The organism is Hymenobacter convexus (assembly GCF_030580955.1).
GTDB lineage: Bacteria > Bacteroidota > Bacteroidia > Cytophagales > Hymenobacteraceae > Hymenobacter.
In genome coordinates, this window is sequence record NZ_JAUQON010000002.1 from 560,183 (window position 1) to 575,588 (window position 15,406).

The window sequence follows — 15,406 nt, forward strand, 5'->3', positions numbered from 1 at the left end:
GGCCAGCGGCCGGAAGGCTTCGCGATATTCTCTCAAGCGCGCCCGCCTACTGCTTGACCACCCGCAGCCGCACCGGCCGGCCGGGCAGGGCCACCTGCAACGTGTACACGCCCGCCGGCACGGTAGCCAAATCGCTCAGCACAAACTGGTTGGTGCCCGCTGCCAGGTCGAGCGAACGGGCCAGCACCCGGCGCCCCGTAGCGTCGGTGAGGGTGAGGAGCGTGCCTGGCTGCGCCTGCGCCGTGCGCAGGGTCAGGGCCAGCTCGGCGCCGAAGGGCTGGGGCGCTGCGCTCAGCCCGGCCGCTTCAGCAAAGTCAACCGTGCGCACGGGCGAGTAGCTGGCAGTACCATCGGCGTTCTGTTGCCACAGGCGGTAGTAGCGCAGGCCGGCCTTGTTTTTCTCGGCATCGAGGAAATAATAGCGGTGGCTGGCCGTGCTGCTGCCCGCCCCGGCCACAAAGCCCACGGAGCGGAATTCGAGCCCGTCGGTGCTCACCTGCACCGCAAAGCCCATGTTGTTTTTCTCCGAAGCCGTGGCCCACTTCAGCGCCGCATCCGGGCCCTGGCGGGTGGCTTCAAAGCTGGTAAGCTCGACGGGCAGCGGGCCGGAAGAGGTCGGCGCCGTCACGCTGAAGCTGGCCGTGTAATTGGTCGGGTTGCTGTTATTGCTCAGGTAGTCGAAGCCGCTGCCGCCGCCATTGTAATTCACGCCCGAGCGCTCGAAAACCTCCAGCGTGTAATCGCCTACCGGCAAGCCGTCGAGGAGGTTCACCGTGCCGGTGAAGGTGTTCCAGCTTTGGTCGCTGGAATTCAGATTGAGGGCAAACGGCAAGGTGTAGTTGTTAAACGCGGGACTACTCGGCCGCGCATTTTGCGGGTACACTAGGTAAAACAGGTTGGCCCCGGTCACGTCGTCGTTGTTGTTTTTGAAGGTTTTTACTTCGCCGCCCGCCAGCACCAGCGACTGCCCCTGATTGAACGAGCCCAGGTTGGCGCTCTGGAATGTGGTGAACGACGTGCCGTTCAGGTTGTAGAAAGAGCTGCCGACTTTAACGATGCCTTCAAAAATGCCGTGACCGGCGCGAGCTTCAAAGCTGACGCTGCTCAGCAACACGAGCAGGCCCAAGATTGGCCACCAGGTGCGCGCCTGGCGAAGCGGGGAAATGGGTAAAGAAAATGGCATGAAAATAAAGTGGGAATTTGGGGGTGAAAAAAGAAAATGCAGCGCCTCGACCGGGCCCTAAAAAGGACCGGTACACCGGCCCGGAGGCCAATCACAGTTTGGAAAAGAAGGGGACCAGCGGCCCATTGGCCCTTCGGCCGCGCGCGATAACCACGCAGCCCGAACAGCCTCGCTCTAAATGCCGAGGGGTAGAGGCAGATAGATTACAAAGTTCGCACATATTACGAACTTTAGCAACACCATGCAATCGTTTGCATGCGTTTGATGGTCAATGCGTTAGCCCAAATTGAGTAGAGTCCAGATAAGATGGTGCGCCAATAAGGCGCCCGTGGCTAAACGGCCGTTTGGCGCGCGGGCGCCATGGTGAGTCGGCCCAGAAACTCCAGCGCCGTGGCGTAGCGGCCCCGCAGCTCGCGGTATTGCGCCCAGGCGGCGGCGCGGTCTTCACAGAGGCGCAGGCCTTTTTCGGCCAGCAGGCGGCAGGCTTCGTCAAAATCGGCGCGGCGCAGCTCCTCGTCGTGCTCATCGGGCTGTAGGTTGGCGGGTTCGGTGCCGGCTTTGCTGTCGAAGAAGCGGTACACTCGGTTCAAGGCCAGACAGCCGGCTTTGAAGGTAAGCTCCGTCTGCCGGGGGCGGGGGCCGTCCACGGCGGCAAAAAGAAGGGCGGCTGTGTCCAGAATGAGCCCGCCGGCCATCACCCAGGAGCGCCCCGGCTGCGGCGAGCGGAAAAACGACAGAATGGGCAGCGAGGTGTGGCTTTCTTCAATCTCGACAAACCACTGCTCCCAGGCGGCCCACTGCTGGTCGTCGTTCTGCACCGAACCGTCGTGGTTGAGCCAGCCCAGCAGGCAGGCGGCCGTGGGCGGCGTGCCGGCCCGCAGCTCCAGCAGGGCCACCGTCACCTCGCGCCGCGAAAACGCCTGGTAGATGGTGGGCAGGTACGACAGCAGCAGCGTGAGCAGCAGCAGCCCCAGCGTGGCCTCGGAATAGGTGAGCACGCCGCCAATAAAGCTGAAGTCGTCAATGGTGCCTAGTGTCAGCAACGAGCTGCCACTCAGCTGGTAGCAGTGCAGCCAGCTGCCTTCGCCCACGGCCCAGTACATGCCAGCGTAGCCGATGCTCACCAGCGCCTCCCAGCACACGGGCAGTGCCACCAGCGCCACGGGCGCGTAGTGGGCCATGATTTTGTCGCGTCGCTCGTAGGAGTTGGCGAGCTTCGCGGCGAAGTCAAAAACGACGCGGAAGCCCATGAACACCCACACGTTCAGCCGTACTACCTCGTTGCGCGGCAGTACAAACGAGCGAATGGCCGCCGACAGCGTTGTGATAACGAGTACTGCCCCACCCAGGCCGGTGATGATGCGCAAAGGCAGAAGCAAGTAAGGCGGCATACGCAAGCAAAAATCCTGATACGCGCCAGCCCGTAAAACCGCCGAACAGCCAACCAATTAAGGGCTTTAGCGCGGCGCCTGGCGGGCCTTCCACAGCTCCCGGAACGACTGCGGCGCGATGGCCAGGGCCTCGCGGCTCTTGCTCCAGCCCACCTGGCCCAGCAGGCGGCCCAGGCTCCAGTCTTTGATGGCGGCGGGCAGCACATCCAGCGCCCAGCGGTGCTGCATGCTCCACTTCCACAGGCCGATGGCGAGTTTCTCCTCCGTCGGCGCATAGCCTTCTTCCACGCTCTGCTTGCGGTTGAGCAGCAGCAGGTTGTGCAGCGGAATGCGCACCGGGCACACCGTGGTGCAGGCGCCGCACAGGCTGCTGGCGTAGCTCAGGTGCTTGTGCTCGGGCAGGCCGCTCAGGTGCGGGCTGATGACCGAGCCGATGGGGCCGGAATAGGTGGTTTCGTAGGTGTGGCCGCCAATGTTCTTATACACCGGGCACACGTTCAGGCAGGCGCCGCAGCGGATGCAGCGCAGGGCGGCGCGCTTGTCAGGCTGGGCCAGCAGGTTGGTGCGGCCGTTGTCGAGCAGGATAACCACCATTTCCTCGGGCCCGTCCACCTCATTGGCCTGGCGCGGGCCGAAGTACAGCGTGTTGTACACCGTCACCTGCTGCCCGGTGCCACTGGTACTCAGCAGTGGCCAGAACAAATCCAAATCGGTGAGCTGCGGAATCACTTTCTCGATGCCCACAACGGCAATGTGCAGCTTCGGGAAGGAGGCCGAAAGGCGGGCGTTGCCCTCGTTCTCCGTCACGGCCACGGCGCCGGCGTCGGCCACGAGGAAGTTGCCGCCGGTCACGCCCACTTCGGCCGTGGTGTACTTGTTGCGGAGCAGGTGCCGGGCCGTGAGCACCAGCTTCTGGGCATCGTCGGTGCTTTCGGTGCCCAGGTGCTTCACAAAAATATTGTTGATGTCGGCCTTGCTCAGGTGCATGGCCGGCGTCACAATGTGGTAGGGCCGCTCGCCGTTGAGCTGCACAATGTACTCGCCCAAGTCCGTTTCCACCGACTCGATGCTCTGCGTGGCGAGGTACTTGTTGAGGTGGATTTCCTCGGTGGTCATGCTCTTGGCCTTCACCACGGTTTTGGTGTGGCGGGCGGCCGTCAGCTTCCCGATTTCGGCCAGCGCCTCGGCCGCGTCGCGCGCCCAAATCACGCGCCCGCCGCGGGCCGTGAAGTTGGCTTCGAACTGCAGCAGGTACTCGTCCAGCTTTTCGAGCACGGTGGCTTTGAGGTAGGCGCCCCGGTCGCGGGCCAGCTCGTGCTCGTCATACAGCTTCAGGCCGGCGCTCACGGCCGCGTCGTACTTGCCGATGTTGAAGCGGATTTTGCGGCGGTGCTCGCGGTCGAAGGCCTTGGCCTCGGCGTCGAGCAGGAATTGGTCGGCTTTCATTTTCGCACAGCGGTTAGGTGAGGGAAAATAGGTTCACCCGGGTGGTTAACACCTGAAATTACGAAACGTCATGTCGAGCGCCGCCGCGACATCTCGCTCGCGCCGCCCGTCATGCTGACGAAGGAAGCATCTTATCACGTTAGACCAGCAAGTGGTGCCGTCGTGATAAGGTCCTTCGCTTTGCTCAGGATGACAAACGGCGCGAGCGAGATGCTTCGGTGGCGCTCAGCATGACGTTCTAAAGGGTCACACTAGAAGACCCTGACTACGGCTTGTTCGAGTCCACCACAATGCGGCCGTCGCGGTTGGCCAGCTCCCAGGCCAGGTGGAACACCAGCTTGGCGCGCTTCTCCATCTTCGGAAACTCAATCTTGCTGATTTCGTCGGTTTCCTTGTGGTAGTCGGCGTGCACGCCGTTGAAGAAAAACGCCACCGGTACCTTGTTCACCGCGAAGTTGTAGTGGTCGGAGCGGTAGTAGAAGCGGTTTGGGTCGGCCGGGTCGTCGAAGCGGTAGTCCAGGTCGAGGTTGCCATACTGCTTGTTTTCGGCTTCCAGAATCACCTTAAGCTCCGAAGCCAGCTTGTCGGAACCGATGACGTACACGTAATCCGGCTTGCCCTCGTGTTCCACGTCGGTCCGCCCAATCATGTCCACATTCAGGTCGGCCTCCGTTTGGGCCAGCGGGAAAATGGGGTGCTTGGAGTAGTATTCCGAGCCAAACAGGCCCTTTTCCTCGCCCGTCACGCTCAGGAAGAGCAAGCTGCGGCGCGGGCCGTGCCCATCGGCTTTGGCCTTGGCAAACGCCTCGGCCATGGTGATGATGCCCGACGTGCCCGAGCCGTCGTCATCGGCCCCGTTGAACACCACACCGTTCTGAATGCCAAGGTGGTCGTGGTGAGCCGAAATCACAATGATGTCATCCTTCTTATCGGTGCCCTCAATGAAGCCCAGCACGTTTTCCGTCTCCAGCGGCGTGCGCTTGCGCTCGGCCCGTATCTGCATCGGCACCGCCTTAAAGGTCGACTTCACCGGCTGCTTCGTGCTGTTGATTTTGGCCAGATACGCCTGCATGACCGCATCCTTGGTGCCCAGCAGGGCCAGGCCCACGGCCGGCGAAATGGAGAACGAAGGCACGCGGCTCGGCTTCTGCCCTTCGCTCACCATCGACACCGAGGGCCGGCTGATGAAGGGCGCCATGCGGGCTGCCTGCTTGGCGAAGTTATTGTTCGGGTTGAAGCTCACGAAGAAAACCGAGCGGGCCCCTTTCTGGGTAGCCAGCTGGGCTTTGGCGCGGGTGTCGTTGCCCCATTTCGTGGGGGCGCCGTCGGGGCTGAGCAGGGCTTTGCCGCCGTCGCCGGTGGGCTCGCCCTGCATAATCAGCAGGTCCTTGCCCGCCACGTCCAGGCCCGCGTAGTCGGAGTAGCCGGCCTGCTCAATGCCGTAGCCCACAAACACGGGCGTCACAGTGGTTTCGGTGGCAAAAGGCGAGTCGCCGGTGCCGTAAAAGTCCGTCAGCCAGGCGTAGCTGGTTTTGCCCACTTTCAGGGTGGCGCCGTCGGCCCAGCTCACCTGCTCCACGTTGAAATGCTGCTGGTAAGGGTCGGTGCCGGTGGTCACGGGGCCGGTCAGGCCGGCGTTTTTAAACTGCGTGGCCACGTAGGCGGCGGCCATGTGCTGGCCCCTCATGCCCGTTTCGCGGCCCTCGTACTCGTCCGAGGCCAGTACCGCCAAATGAGTGCGCAGCCGCTCGGCCGATACCATATCGGCGTATTTCACGCTCCAATCCTCGGCCACGGGCTGGGTGGCGGGGGCCGCCGTAGCGGCTTTGCCTTCCTTGATTTTGGTTTTGGCGGCGGGCATCGTCACGCCGCCTTTGGTCTTGATTTTAACCTTGCCCTGGGCATAAGCCGGGGCGGCGCTGGCCAAAGCCAGAAAGGCCAGCAGGAGAGGGGTTTGCTTCATTTTATTGGGTTGGTGGGAGAATTTTAGAACAATGTAGAGACGCAACACTTCGCGGCTCGGTGTCGAACGATGCCGATGGAACGTGACCGAACGGTGCGGACGCCGAGACGCGAACCGAAGGTTGGCGCAGCCACGTGTCGCGACTCTACATCGTCCGGAAACATCAGTTTTTCACAATCAGCACGCTGGCGTAAGCGGCCACGCCTTCCTGCCGGCCCACAAAACCCAGTTTTTCGGTGGTGGTTGCTTTGATGGAAATATCCTCTTCAGCCACGCCCATCACCGCCGCCAGCACGCGCTGCATTTCCGGGATGTGCGGGTTCACCTTGGGGCGCTCCAGGCAAATGGTCGAGTCCACGTTGCTCACCTCGTAGCCGCGCTCGCGCAGCAGGCGCATCACGCCGGAAAGCAGCTTTTTCGAGTCGATGCCCTTGTACTGCGGGTCGGTGTCGGGGAAGTGGAAGCCGATGTCGCGCAGGTTGGCCGCACCCAAAAGCGCGTCGCAGATAACGTGGATGAGCACATCGGCATCGGAGTGGCCGAGGGCGCCGTGGGTGTGCGGCACCTCGATGCCGCCGAGCCAGAAGGGCAGCCCTTCCTGGAGTTGGTGAACGTCGTAGCCGAAGCCGGTCCGGATTTTCATAAGCAGCTGGATGCAGGCGGGCCACCGCGGCCCGGCGCAAAAGTACCCGCGCCCGGCGCTTTCGCTGCGCGCTGGCGGACGGCGCAGTTCACAAATAAATAATGTGATTTTGGAATGCTATTAAACTAAATTTATTAGCTTTGCATTACCAATAAAATTAGTTAGTCATGTGGCCGGCAGCTTACTTTTTTTCGGGGTTGGGTAAAATATCGGGGGCCGGTGTGCGTCAGGTAGAGGCGAAAAGTGCCCAGGTAAGCTGGGAACGCCAAAAAGAAAATGGAAACTTTGGGCACGTTAAAAGTTTCCGTTGTATCTTTGCGGCGTTAGTTATGGAAATCAAAGACCGAATCCTGAACCGCGCCCAGCAGCTTTTCATGCGCAACGGCATCAAAAGCGTGAGCATGGATGACATCGCCGCCGACATGGGCATGTCGAAAAAAACCCTGTACAAGTGGTTTGAGAACAAAGACCAGATTGTGCTGGCCGGCATCACGCGCCACCTCGACGGCGTGCAGTGCGACTGTGCGGTGGTAGCCGGCAAAGCCGCCAACGCCGTGGAGGAAATGCTGCTGCTCTCGAAGTGGGCCGACGAACAGTTTGCCGACGTGCACCCCAGCATCTTCAACGACATGAAGAAGTACCACCCCACGGCCTGGGACCTGTTTCGCTCGCACAAAAACACCTTCATTCTGGCTCAAATCACCCAGAACCTGCGCCGAGGCATGGCCGAAGGCCTTTTCCGCCCCGACCTCGATGTGGAAGTGCTGTCCCGCCTCAGCCTCGCCCAAATCGAGATGGCCTTCGACTCCGAACTGTACCCCGCCGCCCAGTTCAGCCCCATGCGCGTGAACCGGGTGTTCGACGAGCATTTCTTGCTGGGCGTGGCCACCCTCAAGGGGCACAAGCTCATTAACCAGTACCGCCAAGTGACTGAGGTGGAATAGTTTAAATTCTGATTTTCCCCGCTTACCCGTTTCCTTTTTAGCTGTTTATGAACACGCTGTTTCGAACCAGATTCCTGCTGGTGGCTGCCCTGAGTGCGGCCGTACCGCAGGCGCTGCTTGCCCAAACCTCGCCTTCGGCGCTGCCCGCGGCCCCGCCCACCACGGGCACCATGCCCCTGAGCCTGCAGCAGGCGGTGAGCTACGCCATCCAGAACAAGTCGACGCTGCTGGCCACCCGCCTGGGCGAGGCCACGGCCGCCGCCAAGGTGGGCGAAATCAAGAGCGCCGGTCTGCCGCAGGTGAACGTGGCCAGCACGATTTCCGACAACTTCAAGCTGCAGAAGAGCCTGGTGAGCTTCCCGCTCTCGCAAACGGTGCTCACGCAGAGCGACCTGGCGGCGGCCCAGGCCGGCACGCAGCAGGTGCTGAGCACCCAGCAACTGGCCCTGCCGCCGCAGCCGTTCGCCTTCGGCCTGCAGTACGCCGGCAACGCCAGCGCCTCGGTGTCGCAGCTGTTGTTCGATGGTTCGTATCTGATTGGCTTGAAGGCCGCTAAAGTCTACACCGAGCTGGCCAAGAAGCAAACCCAGCAGGCCGAAATCGACGTGGTGGAGCAGGTGAGCAAGGCTTACTACAGCACGCTGGTGGCCCGCTCGCGCCTCGCCCTGCTGGCCCGCAACGTGCAGCGCCTCGACACGGTGCTCTACCAAACCAACCAAACCTTTAAGGCCGGTTTCGCCGAAAAGCTCGACGTGGACCGCCTGCGCGTGCAGCGCAACAACCTGGTGGTGGAACAGCAGAAAGCCCAGCGCCTCACAGAGTTGAGCCTCGGCCTGCTGAAATTCCAGATGGGCCTGCCGCAGCAGCAGAATATCCAGCTCACCGACTCGCTCGGCGCGGCCGTGGTGGATGCCGGCGCCCTGCGTCAGCGGCTCGGTGTAGCCAGTTTCACGAACGGCGGCGGCGTGGACGGCCTCGGCGCCGTGCCTACCGCACCTGCTCCGACCAGCACCGACAACACAGCCGCCCAAAACCGCCTCGACCAGCAGAACGCGCTGTCGGGCGGGCTGGGCTCGCAGGCCCGCGGCGCCATCAATTATAACAACCGCATCGAATTCTCGACCCTCGAAACGCAGCAGGCCCTGGCCGGCCTCGACCTGCGCAACCGCCAGGCCGGCGCCTACCCGCGCCTCGTGCTCACGGGCGCCTACGGTTTCACGGGCTCGGGTAAAACGGCGGGCGACTTGTTTGCCTTCCGCGGGCCGGACTCGCGCAGTTCGGCCGGCTTTGCCAACCAGAACTGGTTCGGTTTCGGCAACGTGGGCCTGAGCCTGCAGGTGCCGGTGTTCGACGGCTTCCGCCGCAAGTACCTGGTGCAGCAGAGCCGTTTGCAGCAGCAAACCATCGAGCGCGGGTTCGAAACGCTGAAGCAAAGTATTGACCTGCAGGATGCCCAGAGCCGCACCACGCTCATCAACGCCCTCGACGTGCTCGATAACCAGAAAGCTAACCTCGACCTGGCCACCGATGTGGCCCGTGTGACGCGCATCAAGTTCAACGCCGGCGTGGGCTCCAACCTGGAAGTCATCACCGCCGAAACCGACCTGCGCTCGGCTCAGACCAACTACTACGGCGCCGTGTACGACGTGCTGGTAGCAAAAGTCGACCGCGACAAGGCCACTGGCGAGCTGTACAGCCAGGTTAAAAAGTAATGTAGCGCGGACTTTGTAGTCCGCGCCGGCAACCCCATTAAACGGCACCACTCGCCGACTACAAAGTCCGCGCTACTTGCCCTCCGACATCTTTAAAACACCCCGCTTACCCATGCGTTTCTCCTCAACCCAACCCGCCGCGCTGTTTTTCGCCGGCACGCTGTTGCTTGCCTCCTGCGGCGGCTCATCCAACAAAGACCCCAAGGCCGAGTTGGCCAAATTGAAAAGCGAGCAGGCCGCTACGCAGGCTAAAATTGCCGAGCTGGAAGCCAAAACCGGTGGCCCGGCCACGGTGGCCCCCACGCCGGTTTCGGTGATGAACGCCAAGCCCGAAAGCTTCAAGAGCTACCTCGAAGTGCAGGGCCGCGTCGACTACGACCAGAACGCCACCGTGGGCAGCCGCGCCGCCGGCTCGCTCACCAGCATCCGCGTGCAGCGTGGCGACCGGGTGAGCAAGGGCCAGGTGCTGGCCACCATCGATGCCAGCATCCTCGACGCCAACGCGGCCGAACTGCGCACCCGCATGGACCTCGCCAAAACGGTATACGAGAAGCAGAAAGGCCTATGGGACCAGCAGATTGGCACAGAAATCCAGTACCTGCAGGCCAAGAACAACTACCAGGCCCTGCAGCGCAACCTGGCCACGCTCAACCAGCAGCGGGCCCTTTATAATGTAGTAGCCCCGTTCGCGGGCACGGTGGATGAGGTGCTGCCCAAGCTGGGCGAAATCACGGCGCCCGGCGCGCCGGTGGTGCGCCTGACCAGCGGCACCGGCGGCAAAATCCTGGCCGATGTGTCGGAAGCCTACGGTAACAGCATCAAGGCCGGCGACAACGCCGTGGTGACTATTCCGGACTTGGGCGACGCGGAAATCCCCGCCACGGTGCGCGTGGTGAGCCGCAGCATCAACGCCACCAGCCGCACGTTTACGGTAGAACTGCGCCTGAAAGACGCCAAAGCCGCCGACCTGCGTCCCAACATGGTGGCTACCGTCCGCATCCAGAACTACGCCGCCGCCGCCGCCACCGTCATCCCGGTGGACCTGGTGCAGCACGACGAAGAAAACAGCTACGTGTACGTGGTGGCCCAGGAGGCCGGCAAGGCCGTGGCCAAGAAGCGCATCATCAAAACCGGCAACACCTACAACGGCAAGGTGGAAGTAACCAGCGGCCTCACCGCCGAAGACCAGGTTATTTCGGCCGGCTACCAGAACCTGAACGAAGGCCAGAAGGTGGCCGTGCAGGGCGCGTAGAGACGCAATTATTTCTCAAGCTTTTAGAGAAGAAACCATGCAGGACATCGAAAAAGAATTTGGCCCAACCAGTTGGTCCATCAATAACAAGACCAGCATCTACATCATCACGGTGCTGCTGTGCGTGGCGGGTATTTTTGCCTACATCAAGCTCGGCAAGGAGAAATTCCCCGACATCGTGATTCCACGCATCATCGTGGCCACGGTGTACCCCGGCACCTCGCCCACGGACATCGAAAACCTGGTAACGCGCCAACTCGAAAAGGAGATTAAGAGCGTGAACGGGGTGAAGCACATCAACTCCACTTCGAACCAGGACTATTGCATCGTGGACGTGGAATTCACGTCCGGCGTCGATGTGCAGGCCGCCAAGCAGCTCATCAAGGACGCCGTGGACAAGGCCAGCACCGAGCTGCCCAACGACCTGCCGAGCGCGCCGCTGGTGAAGGAAATCAACATTTCCGAGCAGCCCATTATGTTCGTCAACCTGGCCGGTAACCTCCCTGCCGCTCAGCTCAAGAAGTTCGCCGACGACTTCCAAGACAAGATTGAGGCCCTGCCAGAAATCACCCGCGTCGACATCGTGGGCGCCCTCGACCAGCAGGTGAACGTGGACGTTGACCTGAACAAGCTGCGCGCTTCGCGCCTGGGCTTCACCGACATTTCCCGCGCCATCGGCGGCGAGAACGTGACCGTCTCGGGTGGTAGTATCGATGTGGGCGGGCAGAAGCGCGCCGTGCGCGTGGCCGGCCAGTACGTGCGGGCCGCCGACATTGCCGACATCCAGATTAAGAACCTGAACGGCTCGCCGGTGCGCCTCGGAGATATTGCCACCGTGACGGACGGCTTCAAGGACCGCGAAAGCTACGCCCGCCTCGATGGCAAGCCCGCCATCACCCTGAACGTAGTGAAGCGCCAGGGTGAAAACCTGATTGATGCTTCGGATAAAATCAAGGCCCTGATTGCCGATTCCAAAGCCAGCCTGCCCAAGGAGCTGACCATCACCGTGACCGGCGACACCTCGAACGACACCCGCGTCACGCTCCACGACCTCATCAACACCATCATCATCGGCTTCCTGCTGGTGACGTTGATTCTGATGTTTTTCATGGGCACTACCAACGCGCTGTTTGTGGGCCTCTCGGTGCCGATTTCGATGTTCCTGGCCTTCCTCGTGATTCCCGTGTTCGGCTTCACGCTGAACATGATTGTGCTCTTCGCCTTCCTGCTGGCCTTGGGCATTGTGGTCGATGACGCCATTGTGGTAATTGAAAACACTCACCGCCTGCTGCACGAGCACCCCAACCTGACCACGCCCAAAGCCGCCAAGTTCGCCGCTGGCGAGGTATTCGTGCCGGTATTGGCTGGTACGCTGACCACGGTGGCGCCGTTTGTGCCGCTGTTGTTCTGGCCCGGCATTGTGGGCTCGTTCATGTACTACCTGCCCGTGACGCTGATTATCACGCTGATGGCTTCGCTGGTCGTAGCATTCATCATGAACCCGGTGTTCGCCGTGAGCTTCATGGAGCGTGAAAACCACTTTGAAGAAGACCTGCACCGCACCCCCAAACTCACCCGCAACTTCCTCCTGGCCATGGGCGGGCTGCTGGTGGTGGCCATCCTCGGCTACGTGGCGCACTCGCCCTTCGTGGGCAACCTGTTCATCACGATTATTCTGCTCTGCTTCCTCGATAAGTTCGTGTTCATCAAGATGATTGCCTGGTTCCAGACGCGCGCGCTGCCGAAGTTCCAGAACGGCTACGGTAGCCTCGTGGGCTGGTCCATCAACCACCCCACGATTGTGATGGTGGGCGTGCTTGTGCTCTTCATCGGCTCGTTCGTGGCCGTGGGCATCCGCAAGCCGGCCGTGGCCTTCTTTCCCAAAGGCGACCCCAAGTTCATCTACACCTACCTGAAAATGCCCGTCGGTACCCGCGTGGCCGTCACCGATTCGATTACCAAAGTGCTGGAAAAACGCATCTACGGCGTCATCGGCGAGCACAACCCTGACGTGGAATCGGTAATTACTAACGTAGCCATCGGCGCCGGCGACCCTGGCGAAGCTACCGCCGCTGGCGTGTCGCAGTCGCACATGGGCAAGGTTGGCGTGGCCTTCAAGGAGCTTAGTGAGCGCACCGGCCCGGCCACTCACACCTACATGGATAAAATCCGCGAGGTGGTAAAAGGCATTCCCGGCGCCGAAGTATCCGTCGACCAGGAGGCCAGCGGCCCACCCACGGGTAAGGAAATTGCCATCGAAGTAGCCGGCGACGACTACCCCAAGCTGGCCGCCCTTTCGAAAAAGGTCATCCGCTACGTTGATTCGATGAAAATCGGCGGCGTCGAGCAGCTGCGCTCCAACCTAGAAGACCGCAACCCCGAAATCGCCGTTAACATCAACCGCACCCGCGCCAACCGCGAAGGCATCAGCACGGGCCAGATTGGCCTGGAAGTTCGGACCGCCATCTACGGCACCGAGGCCAGCAAATTCAAAACGGCCGACGACGAATACCCTATCCAGGTGCGCTACGCCAAGCCCTACCGCGACGACGTAGACGCGGTGGTAAACGCCCCGCTCACCTTCCGCGATGCCACCGGCGCCGTGCGTCAGGTGCCCATTTCCTCGGTGGCCGATGTCACCTACGGCAGCACCTACGGCGGCATCAAGCGCAAAGACACCAAGCGCATTATCACTATCAGCTCCAACGTGCTGGGCGGCTACACCGGCCCCGACGTGGTGCGCAACATCCAGACGGCCCTCAAATCCTTCCCGCTGCCCCCCGGCTACACCATCAACATGGGCGGCGCGCAGGAAAACCAGAAAGAAACCTCCGACTTCCTGCCGCTGGCCGGCATCGGTGCGCTGGGCCTCATCTTCCTGATTCTCGTCACGCAGTTCAACTCGTTCAGCAAGCCGGTCATCATCCTCTCCGAGGTGCTGTTTTCCATCGCCGGCGTGTTCTGGGGCCTGGCCATCACGGGCCAAAGCGTCAGCATCGTGATGACGGGCGTGGGCATCATCGCCCTGGCCGGTATCGTGGTGAAAAACGGGATTCTGCTGGTTGAATTCATGGACATGCTACGGGCGCAGGGTATGCCCTTGCGCGAGGCCATCGTGCTGGCCGGCCGTACCCGCCTCAACCCGGTAATCCTCACGGCCACGGCCGCCACGCTGGGCCTCATCCCGCTGGCCATTGGTCTGAACATCGACTTTTACGAGCTGTTCAACTCCGGCAACGCCCACTTCTTCATCGGCGGCGAGTCGGTTACGTTCTGGGGCCCGCTGGCTTGGACCATCATTTTCGGTCTGGTGTTCGCCACCGGCATCACGCTGCTGGTAGTGCCGGTGATGTATTTGCTGAGCGAAACCCTGAAAGGAAAAATTTCGGGAAAAAATCCCGACCACGTTGCAACCATTTCCGAGGAGGTGGACTCTGAAGAAATACAGGCGGCTACGCCGCCTGTACTAGCCTAGCAATATCTGCGTTTTGGTGCCCGTCGGCCGGTTTTTGTTGCAGCACTAACCACTTTGTCCCACCCCGACGGGCACCTCACCGCAGTTGGCCTCTTTAGCAGACTCACCCGCTTTTCCCGCAACTATTATGTACGTATCCACCACTAGCCTCGCCCACACGCCTACTATCGAGCAGCAGGTTTTCCGCATCATCAGTAAGCGCAAGGCCATTCGGGCCAGCCGCGTGCGCAAAACCGCCAGCCTCGCCCGCGACCTGCGCTTCGACACCGTCGACGTCGTCGACATCATCCTCGAACTCGAGCGCAACTTCAGCATCACCATTCCCGACGAAGTGCCCCTCACCACGGTGGGCGATTTCGTGCGCTACGTGCGCGAGCACGCCGCCGCCGCCTAATCTGGCTGCCCGATTAGGCTATTGCTTATTAGTTGCTATGAATTAAAAAAGGCCCCGAAACATCGTTTCGGGGCCTTTTTTATGGCTGTCGGAATATCTTAGCGCACGTTGCCGCCTGTGTCGAGGCTACCGGCATCCGGGGCATTACGGCTGCCTTCCCAGGTGCGGACGGTAGCGCCGCTGGTGGGGCCAGTGGGCTGGGCATCATCGCCCTGCGTGTGCACCGGGGCCGGGCTACTGCTCTCGGGCGAACCCAGCCCGGAATCGGTGTTGGACGGCGCCGATACAGAAGTGGTGCCGGCGTTCTTGGCCGATTCGGCGGCGGGCTGGGCGCGGTCCGTAGCGCTGGCGGCGTAAGGCGAGCCCATGGCATTGGCCTTTTGTTCGGCGGCAGCTTTGTCGGAGCTGCCAGCGGAGGCAGCGGCCAGGGCCGGGCGCGTCAGTTCCCATTCGTGAAAGCGGTCCATTTCGTGCTTGAGCGTGGTCGAGAACCAGGCCACCAGGGCCACGTCGTCGAGCAGGCCCAGCACCGGAATGAAGTCCGGAATCAGGTCAATCGGGCTCAGGAAATAAATGAGTACTGCCACGGCCGCGGCCACGGTGGTGCCGGGCACGCCCGTGTACTCGCCCGAAATAGAGGCCTTGATGAGCCGGAACATGGTCTGGAGCGTTTCCCAGGCTTCGTGGGCCAGCGTGCCTACTTCGTTTTTCTGGCTGGCTTTCTGGTAGGCATCCGTCAGCAGCTTTTTCATGCGCGTGGGCTGCTTGATGTAGCCTTCGGCGGTGCCAAGGAATTTCTTGAAAATGGCCGAGCCGGCGACATCGTTACTGGTAGGCGGGGTTTGCTGATTTTGAGCCACGGAGTGCGGAGTTTAGTAGGGAATGGAGAATGAGACAATCACAGTTCATCCGAGCCTGAATACTGTGTTTGCCCATTCAAGGTTATCGAAAACAAGCTCAGCTGTGCGGCCAAGCCACCGAAGGACTTGAAATTTATATTGAT

Annotated in this window: 10 protein-coding genes and 1 pseudogene; 5 read left to right on the forward strand and 6 right to left on the reverse strand. The window is 61.4% G+C overall.

Features of this window, described 5'->3' with window-relative positions; all coding sequences use genetic code 11:
- Positions 1 to 46 precede the first annotated feature (46 nt).
- From Q4S41_RS05740 to ispF, 5 genes are all read right to left on the reverse strand, one after another.
- Positions 47 to 1,183: a hypothetical protein gene (locus Q4S41_RS05740; RefSeq protein ID WP_305030146.1), complete on the reverse strand. Its 1,137-nt coding sequence runs from the start codon at positions 1,181 to 1,183 to the stop codon at positions 47 to 49.
- Between the two features lie 332 nt (positions 1,184 to 1,515).
- Positions 1,516 to 2,550, reverse strand: a complete 1,035-nt coding sequence (locus Q4S41_RS05745) for a hypothetical protein (RefSeq protein ID WP_305030147.1) — start codon at positions 2,548 to 2,550, stop codon at positions 1,516 to 1,518.
- Positions 2,551 to 2,640: 90 nt separating this feature from the next.
- Positions 2,641 to 4,020, reverse strand: coding sequence for a LutB/LldF family L-lactate oxidation iron-sulfur protein (locus Q4S41_RS05750; protein WP_305030148.1), 1,380 nt, complete (start codon positions 4,018 to 4,020; stop codon positions 2,641 to 2,643).
- 265 nt (positions 4,021 to 4,285) lie between these two features.
- The gene (locus tag Q4S41_RS05755) at positions 4,286 to 5,983 is read right to left on the reverse strand and encodes a M28 family peptidase (RefSeq protein WP_305030149.1); all 1,698 of its coding nucleotides are present in this window, start codon (positions 5,981 to 5,983) and stop codon (positions 4,286 to 4,288) included.
- A 163-nt stretch (positions 5,984 to 6,146) separates the two neighbouring features.
- Positions 6,147 to 6,626 carry a 2-C-methyl-D-erythritol 2,4-cyclodiphosphate synthase gene (gene ispF, locus Q4S41_RS05760; protein ID WP_305030150.1) on the reverse strand — a complete coding sequence of 160 codons (480 nt, stop codon included), beginning with the start codon at positions 6,624 to 6,626 and terminating at the stop codon, positions 6,147 to 6,149.
- 329 nt (positions 6,627 to 6,955) lie between these two features.
- Between ispF and Q4S41_RS05765 the strand changes: the two genes are divergently transcribed.
- The 5 genes from Q4S41_RS05765 to Q4S41_RS05785 all read left to right on the forward strand — a co-directional run bounded on the left by Q4S41_RS05765 (position 6,956) and on the right by Q4S41_RS05785 (position 14,403).
- On the forward strand, positions 6,956 to 7,570 hold the full coding sequence (locus Q4S41_RS05765; protein ID WP_305030151.1) for a TetR/AcrR family transcriptional regulator: 615 nt from the start codon (positions 6,956 to 6,958) through the stop codon (positions 7,568 to 7,570).
- 47 nt (positions 7,571 to 7,617) lie between these two features.
- Positions 7,618 to 9,282 carry a TolC family protein gene (locus tag Q4S41_RS05770; RefSeq protein ID WP_305030152.1) on the forward strand — a complete coding sequence of 555 codons (1,665 nt, stop codon included), beginning with the start codon at positions 7,618 to 7,620 and terminating at the stop codon, positions 9,280 to 9,282.
- Positions 9,283 to 9,394: 112 nt separating this feature from the next.
- A complete protein-coding gene (locus Q4S41_RS05775) occupies positions 9,395 to 10,534 on the forward strand; it encodes an efflux RND transporter periplasmic adaptor subunit (protein ID WP_305030153.1) in 1,140 nt (379 codons plus the stop codon).
- Positions 10,535 to 10,571: 37 nt separating this feature from the next.
- A complete protein-coding gene (locus Q4S41_RS05780) occupies positions 10,572 to 14,009 on the forward strand; it encodes an efflux RND transporter permease subunit (protein ID WP_305030154.1) in 3,438 nt (1,145 codons plus the stop codon).
- A 127-nt stretch (positions 14,010 to 14,136) separates the two neighbouring features.
- Positions 14,137 to 14,403, forward strand: coding sequence for an acyl carrier protein (locus Q4S41_RS05785; protein WP_305013481.1), 267 nt, complete (start codon positions 14,137 to 14,139; stop codon positions 14,401 to 14,403).
- Positions 14,404 to 14,900: 497 nt separating this feature from the next.
- On the opposite strand, the pseudogene Q4S41_RS24550 reads toward Q4S41_RS05785, so the two are convergent.
- Positions 14,901 to 15,155, reverse strand: a pseudogene (locus tag Q4S41_RS24550) (YkvA family protein); the annotation flags it as partial.
- Positions 15,156 to 15,406 lie beyond the last annotated feature (251 nt).

Coding starts and splice junctions, on each gene's coding strand:
- Q4S41_RS05765 (WP_305030151.1), top strand. CDS start 6,956: ATGGAAATCAAAGACCGAATCCTGAACCGCGCCCAGCAGCTTTTCATG.
- ispF (WP_305030150.1), bottom strand. CDS start 6,626: ATGAAAATCCGGACCGGCTTCGGCTACGACGTTCACCAACTCCAGGAA.
- Q4S41_RS05785 (WP_305013481.1), top strand. CDS start 14,137: ATGTACGTATCCACCACTAGCCTCGCCCACACGCCTACTATCGAGCAG.
- Q4S41_RS05775 (WP_305030153.1), top strand. CDS start 9,395: ATGCGTTTCTCCTCAACCCAACCCGCCGCGCTGTTTTTCGCCGGCACG.
- Q4S41_RS05755 (WP_305030149.1), bottom strand. CDS start 5,983: ATGAAGCAAACCCCTCTCCTGCTGGCCTTTCTGGCTTTGGCCAGCGCC.
- Q4S41_RS05780 (WP_305030154.1), top strand. CDS start 10,572: ATGCAGGACATCGAAAAAGAATTTGGCCCAACCAGTTGGTCCATCAAT.
- Q4S41_RS05740 (WP_305030146.1), bottom strand. CDS start 1,183: ATGCCATTTTCTTTACCCATTTCCCCGCTTCGCCAGGCGCGCACCTGG.
- Q4S41_RS05770 (WP_305030152.1), top strand. CDS start 7,618: ATGAACACGCTGTTTCGAACCAGATTCCTGCTGGTGGCTGCCCTGAGT.
- Q4S41_RS05750 (WP_305030148.1), bottom strand. CDS start 4,020: ATGAAAGCCGACCAATTCCTGCTCGACGCCGAGGCCAAGGCCTTCGAC.